Origin of the sequence: Homoserinimonas sp. OAct 916 (assembly GCF_003260275.1) — a bacterium.
In the GTDB taxonomy this organism is placed as follows: domain Bacteria; phylum Actinomycetota; class Actinomycetes; order Actinomycetales; family Microbacteriaceae; genus OACT-916.
In genome coordinates, this window is the sequence record NZ_QJHB01000004.1 from 1 (window position 1) to 17988 (window position 17988).

A 17988-nucleotide genomic window follows, 5' to 3' on the forward strand; every position below is an offset into this window, starting at 1 on the left:
CATCGTCAGCTCCATAGAAACGGGCATATCCCATATCGCGGCCGGTTCTGAGAAACCACGCCCAAGCGGAGGTTTTCAAATGAGGCAACGTATATAGCTACGCGGAGGTTTTCTATGAGTCAACGCGAGTGTTGCGGCGAGTACCTGCCGACAGGCTAAGCTTTATTCCTGTGTCCACAGGTTCCCCTGGGGCCACGCCGCCTTAGCTCAGTCGGTAGAGCATCTCACTCGTAATGAGAAGGTCATCAGTTCGATTCTGATAGGCGGCTCCACGGGCAGTCCTCTCCAAAGGTCTTCCTTCCGAGACGGGGAATGCCCGTCCCGCATTCGACTGAGCGGCGTCAGAGTGCTCGATCCGGGTTCGTCCTGACTCGAAGAAGTGCGTTTCTACACCCTTCACCGCCGAGCGTGGACGGAGGACGTGCATCCGAGTTCTCGCGGTTCCCCTGCACCACCGCCCGGTGGTAATCTTCCCAGCATGAACACCGACGCCGGGTTGCTCGAGTGGTTACTCGATTCTGACCCCGCGTTGCGATGGCAGGTCGAACGCGACTTGGCTGGCGCACCGCACGACGTGTGGGGGGCGACGAGGGCCCGCATCGCCACCGAGGGCTTTGGGGCGCGGTTGCTGGCACTCCAGGATCCCGACGGCCAATGGGCGGGCGGCGCCTTCTTCCCCTCCGATTTCGATTTCCACGGCCCCGAGGCGGCCGAGGGTGCCGGCCAACCGTGGACAGCGACCACGTGGACACTGAACACTTTGCGCGAATGGGGCCTGGACGCCTCGGTGCTCGCCGGAACTGCAGAACTGCTCGATAGAAACAGCCGCTGGGAATATGAGAACCTGCCCTACTGGGGCGGCGAGGTCGACTGCTGCATCAACGCCTCCACACTGGCCAACGGAACCTGGCTGGGAGCGGATGTGGAACGGCTGGCCGGATGGTTTCCCGAGCACCAGCTGGCCGACGGCGGATGGAACTGCGAGTGGGTCGAAGGCTCCACGCGATCGTCGTTTCATTCCACGCTCAATGTGTTGAAGGGACTGCTGTACCACGAGATCGCCACCGGCGGCTCCGACCGATTGCGGGCGGCCAGGCACACTGCCGAGGAATACCTGCTGGTACGCCGGTTGCTGTACAGCCTCAGCTCAGGGGAGCTTGTCGGGTCGTGGGCGCCCCGATTCGCGTACCCGTTCCGCTGGCTCTACAGCGCCCTGCACGCCGCTGACCATTTTCGGGCGGCAGCGGTCCACGATGGCACCGCACCAGACCCGCGCCTGGCCGACGCCATCGCCGTGATTCGTGACGCCCGGCAGTCCGACGGCACCTGGGTGCAGGAGAGACGGCATCCCGGGCGGGTGTGGTTCGAGATGGATGTGCCGCCCGGAGAACCGTCGAAATGGCTCACCTTCCACGCCACCCGCGTGCTCGCCTGGTGGGACGGGGCCGCGCAACACTGAGGTGTCAGCAGCGGCCCTTCGCCGCGCCTCGCAAGGGCCGCTCGGGCAATCTCACCGCAATACAGCCGGGAGGTGGGGTGTGAGGTTCGACGGAGCGCACGACAGTGACAAGCCCCTACGAGACCGGGGCCTCAGCCTTCTGCTGCTCGGCGACCGTGCGGTGTACCTCGTCCATGTCCAGGGCGCGCACCGCAGCAATGACCTCGTCGAGCGCCGCCGGGCCCAGGGCACCCGGCTGCGAGAACACGAGCACCTTCTCGCGGAATGCCATCAGGGTCGGGATCGACTGGATCGCCGCTGCGGCGGACAGGCTCTGCTCAGCCTCGGTGTCGACCTTGCCGAAGAAGATGTCCGGGTGTTTTGCGGCGGCCTTGCTGTAGGTTGGCGCGAAGGCACGGCACGGCCCGCACCATGCGGCCCAGAAGTCAACGAAGACGATATCGTTCTGCGTGATCGCGTCGGCGAACGAGGCCTCGGTGAGGTCGTGTGTGGTCGATTGCTTGGTTGTCATATCTTTTCCTCTTTCACGTCTTATACCCCTAGGGGTATAGTGCTACACTAGGACTCATTCACGAGAAAGGCAACCCATGCAACGGATCAACGCCCGCGACCTGATCAAACTCAAAGACTCCGCCACCATCATCGACGTGCGCGAAGACGACGAATATGCCACCACCCATGTGGCCGGATCCCTGAGCATTCCGATGAGCTGCTTCGTCGATCGGTTCGACCAGGTGCCCACAGACACCCCGGTGTACATCATCTGCGCCTCTGGGAACCGCAGCGGCAGGGTCACCGAGTATCTCGCCGGCCGCGGCTTCGATGCCACCAACATCGAGGGCGGCATCATCGAATGGGCGGGTTATGGGGGCCCGGTGGTCTCCGGCCAGCCGGCGACGACGTGACATTCGTCGCCACATCGGCCGTCATATCGGCACGCCAACGAGAGAGATAGGGTCAGATCATGATTGAAAGTGCTACTACGAGTTCCACCGAGCAACGCAAGATCGTCAATCGGTTGAAGCGGGCGCAGGGGCAACTCGCCGCGGTGATCGCCGCGGTCGAAGACGGCAACGACTGCCGAGCGGTCGTCACGCAGTTGGCCGCGGTGTCCAGTGCGATCGACCGCGCCGGATTCCTGATCATCTCGTCGGCGATGAAGGACTGCCTCACCACGGAAGCCGATGACGACTCCAACACCAAGTCGGTGACCGTCGAAGAGCTGGAGAAACTGTTCCTCACCCTCGCGTGACAGCCCCGAGACAGCCGCACCGCAGCGTGGCGACGCGATTCAGAACATGACCGCTCAGCCCTCGGCCGCGCTGATACTGACCATCCAGGCCACGCCGAAGCGGTCGGTGAGCATTCCGAACTCATCACCCCACATGGCCTTCTCCAACGGCATGTCCACGCGGGCGCCCTCCGACAGGCGCTCCCAGTAACCGCGCAGGGCGGCATCGTCCTCGGCCGGGCCGCTGACCGAGACAGAGATGGCGCTGCCTGGGGTGTACCCCATCCTCTTCGGTGTGTCGGATGCCATCAGGGTGAGCCCGGCCGGAGTCTTCAGCTGGGCGTGCATCACCAGGTCCTGATCGTCAGGTTCGTCACTGGCATGGAAGTCGGCGAAGGTGTTGACCGTGAGTTCCCCGCCGAACACCGTGCGGTAGAACTCCATCGCCTCACGCGTGTTGTCGCGAAAGCTCAGATACGGGGTGAGGATCGTGCTCATGGCCGGTCTCCTTTGCGGCTCGTGATCGACTCACATCATCGGTCGACGTCAGTCATCAATCGACTCATTATCTTCCCGGAGCGGCGGCATGACAAGAGCTTTCACCCACTGAAGCAGGTTCAGTCGCACCAGGCTCTCCGCGGTGGCGACCCGGGCGTCCTCACCCGAACGCGTCTGCGGTCTGCTGGTGGCCCGACCCGCCCGTGACGAGAGCAAAATCACCCTGTGGTTCGCGATTTGCCGAGGATGCGCTCTCGCCCACGGGATTGATGCACTCCTTCTCCCCGTGTTGGTGCCTTCTCCATCATCCTCCCGCGCCAGCCGGATGGCGCGGCCGTTCATGCCGCACTGGCGCGCGTCACGCCCGGCACGAGTACGCTACCGACTGGAGGTGGTGCAGTTGATGTCACACGACACGGTTCGCTGGGGAATACTGGGCACCGGCGGAATCGCCCGACTCTTCGCGAACGACCTGGTGCTGCACGGGTTCGCGCTCGACGCGGTCGGTTCGCGCCACCAGCAGACCGCAGACGCGTTCGCGATGGACTTCGAGATCGCCCGCTCCCACGCGAGCTACCGCGAGTTGGTCGATGACCCGGAGATCGACGTCATCTACATCGCGACGCCGCATCCGTTCCACGCCGAGAACGCGATCGCCGCGTTGAACGCGGGCAAGCACGTTCTGGTCGAAAAGCCGTTCACGTTGAACGCGACCGAGGCCAGGCAGGTGGTGAACCTCGCGGCCGAGCGCGGGTTGCTGGTGCTCGAAGCGATGTGGACGAGGTTTCTGCCGCATATGCGTCGCATCATCGAGATTCTCGAAACCGACACGATCGGCGAGGTGCGCGGCCTGATCGCCGACCACACCCAACATCTGCCCGATGACCCCGCGCACCGGCTGAATGCGTTGGAGCTCGGCGGCGGCGCCCTGCTCGACCTCGGCGTGTACCCGATCTCATTCGCCTCGCAACTGTTCGGCACCCCCCAGCAGATCAGCGCGTCCGCCACCTTCAAACCGACCGGCGCCGACGCCCAGGTCGCGACCATCTTTCGCTACGGCGACAGCCAGTTGGCCACAACCCTGTCGGCGAGCAACACCACTGGGCCCAACCGGGCGACGATTCTCGGCAGCGCCGGTCGGATCGATATCGACGGCGTCTGGTACGCCCCCACGTCGTTCCGGGTATACGACGATGCCGGCGAGGTGTTGGAGACGTACGAGTCGACCGTGACCGGGCGCGGGATGCAATTTCAGGCACTCGAGGTGGAGCGTCTGGTCACCTCCGGGCGCACCGCCAGCGAGATCCTCTCCCCCGACGAGACCGTCAGAGTGATGGAAACCCTCGACGAGATTCGACGACAGATCGGGCTTCGCTACCCCCAGGAGTGACAGAGCCCCAACGCACCCCGTTTGGTGCCTGAATACGCGACTCGGGCCAGACGGTTACCATGGTCGGGTGAATACGAGCGAGACTCCCGGTTCGGGGGCAGAAACCGGCAGGCCCGGCAACGGGGGCCCTCCAACCGGACCGTTCACCGGGTCTGTAACCGGCCCGGATGCCGTTGACGACAGCCTCGGCGGGCCCGACACACCGCCCGCGCACAGTGCCGGACCCACCAACTGGCGGCACCGGCATCCGATCGCCGCGCACGCCACCGCGATCGTGCTCGCCCTGGTTCTGGCGGGCACCGCTGCTGTGTTCGCTGGAAAATCCGTGACAGCCAATGATGCAACCGCCGAGCCGATCGCCCCCGTCTCGGCCAGCCCAAGTGTCGCCCCCAGCTTTCCGCCTCCTCCGGGCGAGGCCCGGCCAGCCCCAGACGAACGCACCAGCTCCCGGATGCGCACCTGCTCGGTCGCAGACCTCGCCACCGACGACCGCCTGGGCACGTTTTACGCCCACGTGCGCAACGCCGAGACCGGTGACGTGCTCTTCGACCGGCGTGGCGACACCCCGGCGCGCACCGCAAGCGTGTTGAAAGTGCTCACGACGGCGGCCGCACTGGCCGAACTCGGCCCCGACTACCGTGCCACGACCACCGTGGTGCGTGGAAGCGAGCCCGGCAGCATCGTGTTGGTCGGCGGCGGCGACCTGACCCTCAGCCGCACCCCGAGCGGAGACGAGCCCGCCTACTACGGCGCACCGCACCTCGACGATCTCGCCCGCCAGACGAAGGATGCGTGGGAAGCCGATCCAGAAACGGCGGGCACCCCGATCACGTCGCTTGTGCTCGATTCCGGCCGCTTCGGCGACCCTGCATGGCAGCCCAGTTGGGAGCGCGAAGAACTCTACGACGGCTACATCCCAGAGATCACCGCCCTGCAGGTCGACGGAGACCGGGACAATCCGTACAACAACGTATCGACACGCAGCGAAGACCCGATCGGCCGGGCCGGCGCCGCCTTCTCCGAGTTATTCGGCGGGCTGGTGATCAGCCGAGGCACCGCAGACTCCGGCGCCGAAACGTTGGGCGAGGTCTCCTCCCAGCCGGTCGGCACGCTCGTGCAACAGTCATTGATCGTGTCCGACAACGCCCTGGCCGAGATGCTCGGCAGGCTGACCGCGATCTCTGCTGGCGCTGGAAACACTTTCGGTGCCCTGCAAGACGGCACCACTGGCGCCCTGGACAGCTACGGCATCGACACCGGCGCACTCACCATCGTCGACGGCTCAGGCCTCAGTGACGACAATGCCGTGCCGCCCTCATACATCACGCAGCTGCTGCGCAAGGTCAATGACCGCGACGGCAACCTCGGTTACGTGTTCGACGGGCTTCCCGTCGCGGGCGAGACCGGTTCGCTCGGCTATGGCGACCGATTCACGGGCGACAACTCCGTGGCACGCGGCAGTGTCTTCGCGAAGACCGGCTGGATCGACACCGGCTATACGCTGGCTGGGATCATTCACGCCGACGACGGAACCACCCTCACCTTCGCCGTCTACGCGCTCGACGATGTGGGCGAGAGCGCCAAGCAGGCGATCGACACGATCACCACCGGCTTCTACCGCTGCGGAGACAACCTCTCGAACCACTGACGCCTGGTGATCCTGGTGGTCCTGGTGGGGTGAGAACTTCGTGTCAAACTTCAGGATGCGAGTACCGCCGGCGCGCAGAGAACCTCGGCGTGCCTCTCATCCTGAGTTCGTGAGCTCCCTGCCCATCGCATTCATCGCCCGGTTCTCGGCGTTTTCTTCGCAACGGTGGGGATGCGCCGCGGCCCAGACACGCATCGTGGCCGAGCACCCATACCCGGTGCGGTCACCACGTAGCCCAGCACCCACCGGCATCCGGCGCCGCGGTGGTAGCCTGTCGAACAAAACGGATCTGTGGCCGATCCCGGATCCGAATGACACAAGGGGACAGTCGAATCCGTGGCTAAGGCGCTTTTCATCATCGATGTACAGAACGATTTCACCGAGGGCGGTGCGCTCGGTGTCGCCGGCGGTGCGGCCGTGGCACTCGGGATCAGCCAGTACCTGGCACGCAATCCCGAGGGCTACGACGTGGTGATCGCCTCCCGCGACTGGCATGACGCCGACAACGACAATGGCGGTCATTTCGCCACCAACGAAGCCCCCGACTTCGCCACCACCTGGCCGGTGCACTGCGTCGCAGGCACCCCCGGCGCCGAATACCATTCCGCACTGGACACGAACCGCATCGACGTGCACGTGAAGAAGGGCCAGGGCAAGCCCGCCTACTCCATCTACCAGGGAACCACCGACGACGGCGAGACCGTGCCGCAACTTCTCGACCGCTTGGACGTGACCGATATCGACGTGGTGGGCATCGCCACCGATTACTGTGTTCGGGCATCCGCCCTCGACGCGGTCAGCGACCAGCGGCAGGTTCGCGTGCTGACCGACCTCACCGCGGCCGTGGCCGAGGCCTCTCGGGTGGCCGCTGTTGCCGAACTGGCCGAGGCCGGCGTCGACGTGCAGGAATCCGTGTCCCTGCCCCAAACCGAAGCTGATGCCTGAGCCTGCGGGCCACAGACACGAAGGCACCCGAAAGGGCGCCCCCAAATACACGCGCGCGACCGACCCACGCGACTGGGCACCGCCTCGCTGGCTGCGCATCGCCCTGCCAACGGTTCTGCTGCTGATCTGGTTGGCCCTCGCCGGGATCGGCGGTCCAACATTTGGCAAGATCTCGAGCGTCTCCACGAACGACCAGGCGTCGTTCCTGCCGGCGAGCGCAGAGAGTACCGAGGTGCAGGCGTGGCAGCAGAAGTTCACCGACTCCGAGGCGATTCCCGCAATCGTGCTGCTGGTGGCGGATGCGCCGATCCCCCAGTCCGAACTGGCCCACTATGCGCAGCTCGGCACGAAGCTGGCCGCTGTCGACGGCGTGCACCACAACCCAGACGCCACCACCGGCCAGGTCGTCGGCCCGATCCCATCGAAAGACATGCGGGCGGTGCAGTTCATCGTGCCGATCGACCAGGGCAACGGCCTGACCGCTGTGATCGCCGACCTGCGCCACGTCGTCGACGAGAACACCCCGGCCGGAGTGACCGCCTACGTCACGGGACCGGCCGGGCTCACCGCCGACCTGGTCTCCGCGTTCGGCGGGATTGACGGCATTCTGCTGGTGGTCGCGGTCAGCGCGGTGTTCCTCATCCTGCTGCTGGTCTACCGTTCCCCGATTCTGCCGTTCCTGGTGCTGTTCACCTCGATCTTCGCGCTCAGCGCGGCGATCCTCGTGATCTACGCCCTGGCCAGTTGGGACTGGATCAAGCTGAGCGGCCAGAGTCAGGGCATCCTGTCGATTCTCGTCATCGGCGCCGCCACCGACTATGCACTTCTGCTCGTCGCGCGCTACCGGGAGGCGCTCGAGCAGGTCGATTCGCGGTGGGCGGCCATTGGGCGGGCGCTGCGCGGAGCGTTCGCACCCATCATCGCCTCGGGGAGCACGGTGATCATCGCGCTGCTCTGCCTGCTGTTCTCCGACCTCAACTCGAACCGCAGTCTCGGCCCGATCGCCGCGGTGGGCATCGCCTTCGCCCTGCTGTCGGCGCTCACCCTGCTGCCGGTGCTGTTGGTGATCTTCGGCCGGGTCGCGTTCTGGCCGTTCCGCCCGCTGGTGCGAGAGCACGCGGAACCGGCGCACGTCCCCGGGGCGCATGCGCCGGGGCTCGAGGGCATCAGCGGACTCTGGCGGCGGGTGGGCACTCTCGTTGCCTCCCACCCGCGTGCGACCTGGCTGGCCGCACTACTGGTGCTGGTGGTCTGCGTTCTCGGCCTGCCGCAACTGAAAGCGAGCGGGGTGCCGCAATCAGATTTCATCCTCAGCCAGTCCGATGCGGTCGACGGCCAGGCCGTACTCGGTACGCACTTTAATGCGGGCTCGGGAACCCCGGTCGTGATCGTCACCACCGAGGCTCACGCTGAAGCGATCGCGGATGCCGCAGTGAAGGCGAAGGGCATCAACGAGGCCACCGTCTACACCGGCCCGGTGAAACCTCCCACCGGCCCGCCGCTGGCACCGCCGCCCGGGCCACCCACATCCTCCGAGCCGTCCTCCCCGAGCGCGCAGGCCCCCAGCGCACAGCCACCGACCACGCAGCCACCCAGTACTCAGCCACCCAGTGCTCAGCCTGCGGTTCCTCCGTCCACGGGCACGCCGATTCCCCTGCCAGAACCATTGGTGCGCGACGGCCGCGTGCTGGTCAACGCCACCCTCGAGTACGAGGCCGACTCCGATGCCGCCGAGCAGGTCGTGCGGGAGCTGCGCGAAACGCTGCCGGCGGTCGACCCCCAGGTGCTGGTCGGCGGAGTGACCGCGATCGCCCTCGACACGAACACCACCGCCCAGGCCGACCTCATGAAGATCATCCCGATCGTGCTGGTGGTCATTCTGCTCATCCTGATGCTGCTGCTGCGCTCGATCCTCGCGCCCGTGCTGCTGATCTCGAGCGTGGTCGTCTCCTATGCGTCAGCCCTCGGGGTGTCTGCCGTGGTCTTCAACCACATCTTCGGGTTTTCGGGCGCGGATGCCGCCGTTCCCCTGTTCGGCTTCGTGTTTCTAGTCGCACTCGGCGTGGACTACAACATCTTCCTGATGACACGCGTGCGCGAGGAGTCGCTCCTGCTGGGCACCCGCCCGGGCATCCTGCGCGGACTGGGCAAGACCGGCAGCGTGATCACCTCGGCCGGGGTGGTGCTGGCCGCCACCTTCGCGGCGCTCAGCGTCATCCCCATCCTGTTTCTCGTGCAGATTGCGTTCATTGTGGCGTTCGGGGTGCTGCTCGACACCGTCATCGTGCGCTCCCTGTTGGTGCCCGCCCTCTCGTATGACATCGGCCGGGCCATCTGGTGGCCGTCGGCCCTCGCTCGCGACGCTCGCGACGCCCGCGAGAGTGCAGACGATGAGGCTATCCGCGCCGGATAACCTCAACTATTCACCTCTCGACGATATTGCGCCCGAGGAAAAGCGGCTGAGCACGGCTGCAGAGCTCAGTCGGATAGATGAACAAGTTGTCTAGCGTTTGCCAGCCATCAGGTGGCGATCTGTGCAGAGTGAATGGCCGAAATTCTGCTTATTGCACAAGGCGGTTATCCGTGGCACCGTGGCAGGTGGTGGGCTTGAGCCGTTGGCCCGCCAGAAGGGCACTCCGCACCATGAAGTCCACAGAAAACAGCACGTCAAGAGATTCCAACCCGCCAGTCGCTCACCGCTCGTTCATCGAGACGAACGTCACACGCAACACCGCAGCTGACACCAGCGCCGCCTCCGCCGCCGCGGGCACCTCCGCGCCGAGCGCGGCCGAGATCCTGCCCGAGCTGTACCGACAGATGAGCATCGCGCGCGCCATCGACCGCGAGGCCGTCAACCTGCAGCGCACCGGAGCGCTGCCCGCATACGCCCCGCTGATCGGCCAGGAGGCAGCGCAGGTCGGCAGCGGAGCCGCGATCGACAAACGCTACGACTTCGCCTTTCCCACCTACCGCGAGTTGGGAGTCGCGGTCGCGATGGGCGTTGATCTCACCGGCTACATGGCCACCCACCTGGCCAGCTGGCACGGCGGGCTCTACGACCCGGTTGCCTCCCGCTTCGCCCCGATCCAGGCAGTGGTGGCCGGTTCGGTGCTGCACGCGATGGGCTGGGCGCTGGGCCAGAAACTGGATGCCGGCCTCGCCCCCGTCGGGCGCGCACCGAACGAAGCATCCGCACACGACTCATCCAACCCAGACGCGAACGAACCAGCCGCAACCGAACCAGACACCTCATCCGCCCCCATCGGTGCCGCCATCGCATACTTCGGTGACGGCGCCAGTTCGCAGGGCGATGTGCACGAGGCGATGAACTTCGCGGGCGTCTACACCCTGCCCGTGGTTTTCTTCTGCCAGAACAACGGCTGGGCGATCTCGGTTCCCACCGAGAACCAGGTTGCGGGCGGCTCGGTGTCTGCTCGCGCCGCCGGTTATGGGCTGCCCTCCGAGAAGATCGACGGCAACGATGTCGCTGCCGTGTACGAGGCCACCGCCCGGGCGCTGAACCGGGCGCACTCCGGCGGCGGAGCGACCGTGATCGAGGCGATGACCTACCGGGTGGGCCCCCACTCCACATCGGATGATCCCGGCCGGTACCGGTCACTCGACGAGGAACAGTCCTGGCGAGCGCGCGACCCCCTCAAACTCTGCGAGAAGCGCCTGCGCGACGAGGGCCTGGCCGGCGACGAGTTCTTCACGGAGGCAGCCGCACACGCGCTCGAGGTGAGCGAACAGGTGCGCGCGGGCATCCTCAGCCAGGTCGACCGGCCGATGCACGAACTCTTCGACTTCGTCTACGCCGAGCCGCCGGCCGCCCTGCTGGCACAACGCGACCGCGCACTGGAGGAGATCTCATGACAATGACAGCAGACACCCGCCCCCGCACCCCACACACCGAGACGCGGCATCTCTCGATGCAGCAGGCGCTCAACCTCGCCCTCGAGCACAGCCTCGCAGCCGATGACCGCACGCTGATCTTCGGCGAAGACGTCGGCCGGGTCGGCGGCGTCTTTCGCGTGACAGACGGGTTGCAGCAGAAGTTCGGCGCCGCCCGGGTGTTCGACACCCCGTTGGCGGAATCCGGGATCATGGGCATGGCGGTCGGGCTGGCGATGGCCGGCTGGCGCCCCGTACCCGAACTGCAGTTCGACGGCTTCTCCTACCCGGCGATGAACCAGGTGATCAGTCAGATGGCCCGCATGAACAACCGCTCGCGCGGCACAATGCCCATGCCGATCACCCTCCGGCTGCCGAGCTTTGGCGGCATCCGTGCTCCCGAATTGCACGGCGAGTCACTCGAGTCGCTCTTCGCCCACGTGCCCGGGCTCAAGGTCGTCTCGCCGTCCACACCGAACGAGGCCTACCACCTGCTGCGCCAGGCGATCGCCGACCCCGACCCTGTGGTGTTCATGGAGCCGAAATCCCGTTACTGGCAGCGCGGCGACGTGCTGTTGCCGGCACCGAGCGACACCGAGTCGGATGCCGCAACCGCTGAGCACGAGACCACGACACCGGTCGGCACTTCCAACGTTGTGCGAGAGGGCAAGCACGCCACCCTGATCTCGTGGGGCGCCATGGTGTCCACCTGCCTGCAGGTGGCCGAGTACGCGGCCGAAGACGGAGTCGAGTTGGAGGTGCTCGACCTGCGCTGGCTGAAACCGATCGATGCGGCCGGCATTCAGGCCTCGGTCTCGAAGACCCGGCGCGCGATCGTCGTGCACGAAGCGCCGCTGACCGCGGGGCTCGGCGGCGAGGTGAGCGCTATCATCATGGAACGGTGCTTTGACGCACTTCGGGCCCCGGTGGAGCGGGTGACCGGCTTTGATGTGCCGTACCCCAGTGGTGCGCTGGAAGACGCGTACCTGCCGAACGCAGACCGCATCCTGAACGCGGTCCAGAAAACATTGGAGTATCGCCGTGGCTGAGATCTCATTCGAACTTCCCGATCTCGGCGAGGGCCTGGTCGAGGCCAGGGTGCTCGAGTGGCTGGTGTCGATCGGCGACATGGTCACCCGCGGGGAACCGCTGGTCGAGGTGGAGACCACGAAGTCAGCGGTCGAGTTGCCGTCGCCGCAGACCGGCGTTGTCGTCACCTTCCACGCCGAGGAAGACGACCTTCTGCACGTCGGAGACACCTTGGTCACCTTCGAGGTGGATGACGAGCAGGCGGGTATCGTGGGAACGGTCCCCAAGGCCGAGGCACCCGAGCGGCGCGTGCGCCTGCAGCTGCCCGACGACTGATGACACCGACCGCAACCACACAGGAGGTGAGAGGCTCGCTAGAGATCCACTATGAGGTGACCCCCGGCGATCGCCCCATTCTTCTGGTTCACGGGTTCGCCTCCAACTCAACCTTGAGCTGGGTGAACACCGGCTGGCTGACCGCTGTCGAAGAGGCCGGACGCGGAGCGATCACGGTTGACCTGCGCGGCCACGGCCAGAGCACCCACCTGCATGATGCCGAACGCTACTCACCCCAGCTGATGGCCGGTGACCTCGTGGTCGCCCTCGACGCCGCCGGCGTGCCCGCAGACAGCCCCGTCGACGTGATCGCGTACTCCATGGGCTGCCGCGTCGCGCTCGCGCTCGCCGAGGTCGCCCCAAAACGCGTGCGGCGTCTCGTGCTCGGCGGCGTGGGCACCCGGGAATTGTTCGCCGAGTGGGATCCGGATGCCGCCGAGGCGTTTCTGACAGAAGGCACGACTGCCGACGACAAGCTCATGCAACAGACCTTGACGATCGCCATGTCGGTGCCGGGGAATGACCCGTTGGCGCTCCTGGCCTGCATTCGGGGCATGGCCGGCGGGCCCGTCACCAGGGCCCCCGACGTGCCCACTCTGGTCGCTGCCGGTGAACGCGACGAGGTGGCCTCCGACGCCGAGGAGTTGGCCGCTCAGTTGGGTGCGGAGTTCGTGAGCATCCCGAAGAGGCACCACTTCACCGCGGTGTCGTCCCGAGTGTTCAAGCAGGCCGCCCTAGATTTCCTCTCCTGAGCAGGCAGGCCCGCTGAGGGGTCACGATCGTCGCCTCCCAGCGCCTCACCGGGTGCGCCAGATGCCGATCGTGGCCTCTCACTTCGGCGGGCGCCGCCACGCGGATGAGGGGATGATCGTTGGATAGTCTCGGAAGATGATCTCCGCACGCGACCGTTTCACCGGGGCGAGCACCCAGGTGGCGACGCAGGTGAGCATCAACTTCGGCGCCTCACTGGCGGCCACAGTGCTGCCGGTGGTCGGTGTACCCGTCGTCGTCGCCGCCCGGCAGGTCGTCACCGCGGTCGTGCTGCTTCCGTTCTACCGGCCCCGGCGCGCTGATTTCGCGTGGCGGAACCTCTGGCCCGCGATTGCCCTCGGAGTGATCCTGGCCGTCATGAACCTCACCTTCTATGGGGCGATCGCACGGCTCGGCCTCGGCACAGCCGCCACCCTGGAATTCCTCGGGCCGCTGGCCGTTGCCCTGCTCGCCTCCCGCCGCCTGCTCGATGCGGGCTGCGCGGCACTCGCGGCGGCTGGTGTGATGATGCTGACCTTCAGCGGCGGCACCGTCGACCCGATCGGCATCGTGTTCGCCCTGATCGCGGCAGCGGCCTGGGCGGGGTACATCCTGTTGACCCGCACCGTTGCGACCCGGTTGCGCGGGCTCTGCGGGCTGACGGTCGCCAGCATCGTCTCGACGATCATCCTGCTGCCGGTCGCGCTGATGGTGGTGCAGTGGAGCGCGTTGAGTTGGCCCGTGCTGGGGATTCTCGTCGCCGCCGGCCTCCTGGCCAGCGCTATTCCGTACAGCCTCGATACCTTCATCCTGCGGCGGATCACGCCCAGGCTCTATGCGGTCATCACCAGCACGTCGCCGGTGATCGCAGCCGGTTTCGGTGCCCTGATTCTGGGCGAGACCTACACCGGGGTTCAGCAGTTGGGCATTGTGGCCGTTGCAGTGGCGACCGCGGTCGCGGTCGCCACTGCAACGCCCGCCGCTTCTGCAACATCGGTGGCATCGGCCGCATCTGCCGCGATGACCGTCTCAGCGGTGCCCGGCACCCCGGTCGCCCAAGATCCCGCTGATCACACTGAGCCCACTGAGCCCGCTGATCACGCTGATCACGCTGAGCCCACTGAGGCCGCCGCCGAGTCTGGCGCAGGACCTTGCGCGGTTCGGGTCGGAGAGATTCGCGCCGAAGACGCCGGCCTCAGCTGAAGTCGGGGTCGGGGCCGCCCTGGTAGACCGGGCTCTGCTCCTCGAGCGGCCAGCGCCGGCGACCCGCGTTGAGCACCCCGTGGCTCTCCTCCAGGTAGCACGTGCCACAGAGGGCCTCGTAGCTGACGACCGGCTGATCCTCGACCGCACCCACATCGGAGGTGTCGATGGCGACCTGTTCGCCTGCGAACGTGAACACGTCACCGACCTTACGGGCGTTGAAGACCGCTTTGCGCCCGCATCGGCAGATCGTCTTCAGCTCTTCCAGACTGTGCGAGATCTCCAGCAACCGCCGGCTGCCGGGGAACGCCACGGTCTGGAAGTCGGTGCGGATGCCGTATGCCAGAACAGGAATGTTCTCGAGCACCGCGATGCGCAGCAGGTCGTCGACCTGGGCCTCGGTGAGAAACTGCGCCTCGTCAACCAGGAGGGCGCTCACGTCGCGCCCCATCCGCTTAGCGGTGCGCCCCCGGTGACGCTGGAACTCCATGTAGGCATCTGACTCGGGAGCGAGCAGAAAATCGACCTCGCGCCGTACACCCAACCGCGACAGGATGCCGAGGTCGGCCTTGGTATCGACGGCCGGCTTGGTGAGCAACACCGCGTGCCCACGCTCTTCGTAGTTGTACGCCGCCTGCAGCATCGCCGTGCTCTTGCCGCTGTTCATCGCACCGAAACGGAAATAGAGTTTCGCCATCGCCCTCGTCGTTCCGTTCCTCGGCCTGCGCCGCAATCCAGTGGTCTTCTCGTCGCCGAACGACAACGATTTCCACTGTACTGGAGTAGCCACCGGGCATTTCTCCGCCACCCCGGGCGCCAAAGGGTCGTCGCACATTTTGGCCCTGGCCGGGTGCGTCTGCGGCCTGGGAACCCAGCCCTGCTGCAACCAGTGGGCGCGTCTCCGGGGCTCCGGGGGCTACGGGGCTACGGGGCTACGGGGTGTAGCTGGCCACGGTGTCGGTCTCGAATGCCTTCTTGACCTCGGCCATTTTGTCCCAGTCGATGAGAACGATCGACTGGCCGTCATCGGAGGTGCCGGTGCCGAGGGTGGGTGCGGTGAAGAACGACACGTCACTGGAGCGCAGGTTGGTCATCCCGAGCGCCAACCCACCCAGGTAGGCAGAGTTCAAGCCCTCATCCACCGCGAGGTAGGGGGCGATTGAACCGACGAGTTCGCTGAGCCTGGCGGGGTCGGTGAGGGTCTGCGCGCTCAGCGTCTTGCCCATCACTGCCTTCAGGTAGGCCTGCTGGTTGCGCGCTCGCTGGTAGTCGCCGTCGGAGAACGAGTAACGCTCCCGCACGAAGGCGAGCGCCTGGTCGCCGTTCAACTGCTGGGCGCCCTCGAAGAACTGGTAGCCGCCCGCGCTGAAACTGGTGGTGCTCTCCACGTCGACTCCGCCGAGCGCGTCGGTCACGCCTTTGAACCCCTCGAAGTCGACGACGGCCACGTGGTCGATGCGGGTTCCGATCAGCTGCTCGATCGTCTCCACGGCCAGCGGAACGCCGCCATACGAGAGCGCGGCATTGATCTTCGCCGAGCCCTGGCCGGGAATCTCCAACCAGCTGTCACGCAGAATGCTCATCACGTAGATGTGCTGCTTGTCTGCCGGGATGTGAGCGACCATGATCGTGTCGGAGCGCTGGCCGGTGAGGTCATCGAGGCTGCCATCGTTCTCACCGCGGGTGTCGGAGCCGAGCAGGAGGATGTTCTGGGCCCCCGTCGTGGACGCCGCTGGCCGGTTCGCGTCATCCGGAAACGCCGACGAAAGCTTCTGGGTGTTGGAGTCAAAATTCTGTGCCAGCATCCACATGTACCCACCGACGCCGATCAGCGCGAGAACGAGCACACCGGCTACCACAATGAAGGCGATCTTGGCCGGATTGCGTCTCTTGCGGGCCGTTGGGTGGGACATAGTCATTGGGATACCCTATGACACGCTCGCTGATAAGTAGATGGGTGCGGCCTGTGTAACAGCCTGCCCAGTTCCGCGGGATCCAGCGGATCGGCCGGATGGCTGAGTCGTTCGCAGCCGACATCCGGCCCACATCTGCGGTCTCGTCACCCGCGCGCGCGGCCGGGTCGCGTCATCTCGCTGTGCGGCGTGGTCGCAGTCGGCTGGCTCAGGCGGGAATGGCGAGCGCTTGTGCCGTGTGTTCCATGACCTCGATGGCTCGTTCGGGAGTGTCGGTCAGCCGGGTGCCGTAACTGGGGATGAGCTCCTTGAGGTGCGGCTCCCACGCCTTGATCTGGTCGGGGAACGAGCTGCGCAGCAGCCCGAGCATGATCGGTACCGCCGTGGAGGCGCCCGGAGACGCTCCGAGCAGCCCGGCGATCGTTCCGTCGGCCGAGGAGACGACCTCGGTGCCGAACTGCAGCACTCCGCCCTTCTCCGCGTCTTTCTTCATCACCTGCACCCGCTGGCCTGCCGTGATCAGGTGCCAGTCCTCGGGATCGGCGGTGGGCATGAACTCCTGCAAGGCCTTGAACTGTTTCTCCTTCGGCGCCAACACCTCACCGATCAGATACTTCATGAGGTCGAAGTTGTCTTTGGCCACCGCCAGCATGGGGATGAGATTTCCCGGCCTGATCGACAGCGGCAGATCCAGGATCGAGCCCGTCTTCAAGAACTTGGGGCTGAACCCGGCATACGGGCCGAACAGGAGCGACGCCTTGCCGTCGACCACGCGGGTGTCGAGGTGCGGCACCGACATCGGAGGGGCACCCACTGCAGCCTTGCCGTACACCTTGGCGTGGTGCATGGCGACGATCTCCGGATTGTCGGTGCGCAGAAACTCGCCGCTGATCGGAAAGCCGCCGAAACCGTCGATCTCCGGGATGCCCGACTTCTGCAGCAGGTTCAGGGCGCCCCCGCCGGCGCCGACGAAGACGAACCGGGCACGCAATGACCCGCGCGTGTTTCCCACCGCGTGACGGTACCCGACCTTCCAGGTGCCATCCTTCATGCGTGTGAGGTTCTTCACATCGGTCTCGCGCCAGAGATCAACGTCGCGCTCGACGAGGTAGCGAAAAAGCTGGTGAGTGAGCGCCCCGAAGTCGACGTCGGTGCCCGAAACCACCCGGGTCGCGGCGAACTTCTCCCCCACCTCTCGCCCGTCCACCAACAGCGGTGTCCAGGCGGCGATCTGCACGGGGTCGTCAGAGAACTCGATGCCGGCGAAGAGCGGCTCCTCCTTCAACGCCTCATACCGCTTGCGCAGGTATTCGACGTTGGCCTCGCCCTGCACGAATGTCATGTGCGGGGTGGCGTTCAGGAACGTCTCGGGGGCGTCGAGCTCACCGGCCGCGACCATTCCGGCCCAGAACTGGCGGCTGATCTGGAACTGCTCGTTGATCGCCACCGCCTTGGCTGTGTCGACGGAACCGTCGGCCGCCTCGGGCATGTAGTTGAGCTCACAGAGAGCGGCGTGTCCTGTGCCGGCGTTGTTCCAGGGGTTGCTCGACTCGAGGGCGACATCGGACAGTCGCTCCAGAACAACGATCGACCAATCGGGCTGGAGTTTTTTCAACATCACGCCCAGCGTGGCACTCATGATGCCGCCGCCGATGAGCACTACGTCAACAGGTTTGGGAGGGGTCACTCTTCGAG

General features: G+C 65.9%; 17 protein-coding genes and 1 tRNA gene. 13 read left to right on the top strand and 5 right to left on the bottom strand.

Annotation, left to right across the window (positions count from 1 at the left end; translation table 11 throughout):
• Nucleotides 1–196 precede the first annotated feature (196 nt).
• Together DL891_RS05285 and DL891_RS05290 are read left to right on the top strand one after the other, a co-directional pair.
• A tRNA-Thr gene (locus tag DL891_RS05285) sits at nucleotides 197–272 on the top strand.
• 206 nt (nucleotides 273–478) lie between these two features.
• A complete protein-coding gene (locus tag DL891_RS05290) occupies nucleotides 479–1459 on the top strand; it encodes a squalene cyclase (RefSeq protein WP_111719397.1) in 981 nt (326 codons plus the stop codon).
• A gap of 115 nt (nucleotides 1460–1574) precedes the next feature.
• On the opposite strand, the gene DL891_RS05295 is transcribed toward DL891_RS05290, so the two are convergent.
• Nucleotides 1575–1970 carry a co-chaperone YbbN gene (locus tag DL891_RS05295; protein WP_111719398.1) on the bottom strand — a complete coding sequence of 132 codons (396 nt, stop codon included), beginning with the start codon at nucleotides 1968–1970 and terminating at the stop codon, nucleotides 1575–1577.
• Between the two features lie 76 nt (nucleotides 1971–2046).
• Between DL891_RS05295 and DL891_RS05300 the strand changes: the two genes are divergently transcribed.
• Nucleotides 2047–2364 carry a rhodanese-like domain-containing protein gene (locus DL891_RS05300; protein ID WP_111719399.1) on the top strand — a complete coding sequence of 106 codons (318 nt, stop codon included), beginning with the start codon at nucleotides 2047–2049 and terminating at the stop codon, nucleotides 2362–2364.
• 59 nt (nucleotides 2365–2423) lie between these two features.
• Nucleotides 2424–2711, top strand: coding sequence for a metal-sensitive transcriptional regulator (locus DL891_RS05305; RefSeq protein ID WP_111719400.1), 288 nt, complete (start codon nucleotides 2424–2426; stop codon nucleotides 2709–2711).
• A 54-nt stretch (nucleotides 2712–2765) separates the two neighbouring features.
• Here DL891_RS05305 and DL891_RS05310 read toward each other — a convergent pair whose 3' ends face one another.
• A complete protein-coding gene (locus DL891_RS05310) occupies nucleotides 2766–3188 on the bottom strand; it encodes a VOC family protein (protein ID WP_111719401.1) in 423 nt (140 codons plus the stop codon).
• 403 nt (nucleotides 3189–3591) lie between these two features.
• Between DL891_RS05310 and DL891_RS05315 the strand changes: the two genes are divergently transcribed.
• The 9 genes from DL891_RS05315 (at nucleotide 3592) to DL891_RS05355 (ending at nucleotide 14380) form a co-directional block, all read left to right on the top strand.
• Nucleotides 3592–4578 carry a Gfo/Idh/MocA family protein gene (locus DL891_RS05315; protein WP_111719634.1) on the top strand — a complete coding sequence of 329 codons (987 nt, stop codon included), beginning with the start codon at nucleotides 3592–3594 and terminating at the stop codon, nucleotides 4576–4578.
• Nucleotides 4579–4645: 67 nt separating this feature from the next.
• On the top strand, nucleotides 4646–6226 hold the full coding sequence (locus DL891_RS05320) for a D-alanyl-D-alanine carboxypeptidase/D-alanyl-D-alanine-endopeptidase (protein ID WP_232819020.1): 1581 nt from the start codon (nucleotides 4646–4648) through the stop codon (nucleotides 6224–6226).
• A gap of 336 nt (nucleotides 6227–6562) precedes the next feature.
• Nucleotides 6563–7171: an isochorismatase family protein gene (locus DL891_RS05325; RefSeq protein ID WP_111719402.1), complete on the top strand. Its 609-nt coding sequence runs from the start codon at nucleotides 6563–6565 to the stop codon at nucleotides 7169–7171.
• The gene (locus DL891_RS05330; RefSeq protein ID WP_111719403.1) at nucleotides 7164–9584 is read left to right on the top strand and encodes an MMPL family transporter; all 2421 of its coding nucleotides are present in this window, start codon (nucleotides 7164–7166) and stop codon (nucleotides 9582–9584) included. Before DL891_RS05325 ends, DL891_RS05330 begins: the two co-directional genes overlap by 8 nt.
• 404 nt (nucleotides 9585–9988) lie before the next feature.
• Nucleotides 9989–11044, top strand: a complete 1056-nt coding sequence (locus DL891_RS05335) for a thiamine pyrophosphate-dependent enzyme (RefSeq protein ID WP_111719636.1) — start codon at nucleotides 9989–9991, stop codon at nucleotides 11042–11044.
• Entirely contained in the window at nucleotides 11041–12111 is a 1071-nt protein-coding gene (locus DL891_RS05340) for an alpha-ketoacid dehydrogenase subunit beta (RefSeq protein WP_111719404.1), read from the top strand. The genes DL891_RS05335 and DL891_RS05340 overlap by 4 nt, the downstream gene beginning before the upstream one ends.
• The gene (locus tag DL891_RS05345; RefSeq protein WP_111719405.1) at nucleotides 12104–12427 is read left to right on the top strand and encodes a biotin/lipoyl-containing protein; all 324 of its coding nucleotides are present in this window, start codon (nucleotides 12104–12106) and stop codon (nucleotides 12425–12427) included. The genes DL891_RS05340 and DL891_RS05345 overlap by 8 nt, the downstream gene beginning before the upstream one ends.
• Before the next feature lie 26 nt (nucleotides 12428–12453).
• Nucleotides 12454–13179: an alpha/beta fold hydrolase gene (locus tag DL891_RS05350; protein ID WP_232819021.1), complete on the top strand. Its 726-nt coding sequence runs from the start codon at nucleotides 12454–12456 to the stop codon at nucleotides 13177–13179.
• A gap of 136 nt (nucleotides 13180–13315) precedes the next feature.
• Complete coding sequence (locus tag DL891_RS05355; protein ID WP_111719407.1) at nucleotides 13316–14380, top strand: DMT family transporter; 1065 nt, start codon at nucleotides 13316–13318, stop codon at nucleotides 14378–14380.
• Here the strand turns inward: DL891_RS05355 and DL891_RS05360 are convergent.
• From DL891_RS05360 to DL891_RS05370, 3 genes are all read right to left on the bottom strand, one after another.
• Nucleotides 14373–15077, bottom strand: coding sequence for a thymidine kinase (locus DL891_RS05360; RefSeq protein WP_111719408.1), 705 nt, complete (start codon nucleotides 15075–15077; stop codon nucleotides 14373–14375). The two genes, DL891_RS05355 and DL891_RS05360, sit on opposite strands and share 8 nt — an antisense overlap.
• A 235-nt stretch (nucleotides 15078–15312) precedes the next feature.
• Nucleotides 15313–16299 carry an LCP family protein gene (locus DL891_RS05365; protein ID WP_111719409.1) on the bottom strand — a complete coding sequence of 329 codons (987 nt, stop codon included), beginning with the start codon at nucleotides 16297–16299 and terminating at the stop codon, nucleotides 15313–15315.
• 202 nt (nucleotides 16300–16501) lie between these two features.
• The gene (locus tag DL891_RS05370; RefSeq protein ID WP_255563076.1) at nucleotides 16502–17980 is read right to left on the bottom strand and encodes a malate:quinone oxidoreductase; all 1479 of its coding nucleotides are present in this window, start codon (nucleotides 17978–17980) and stop codon (nucleotides 16502–16504) included.
• Nucleotides 17981–17988: the final 8 nt, after the last annotated feature.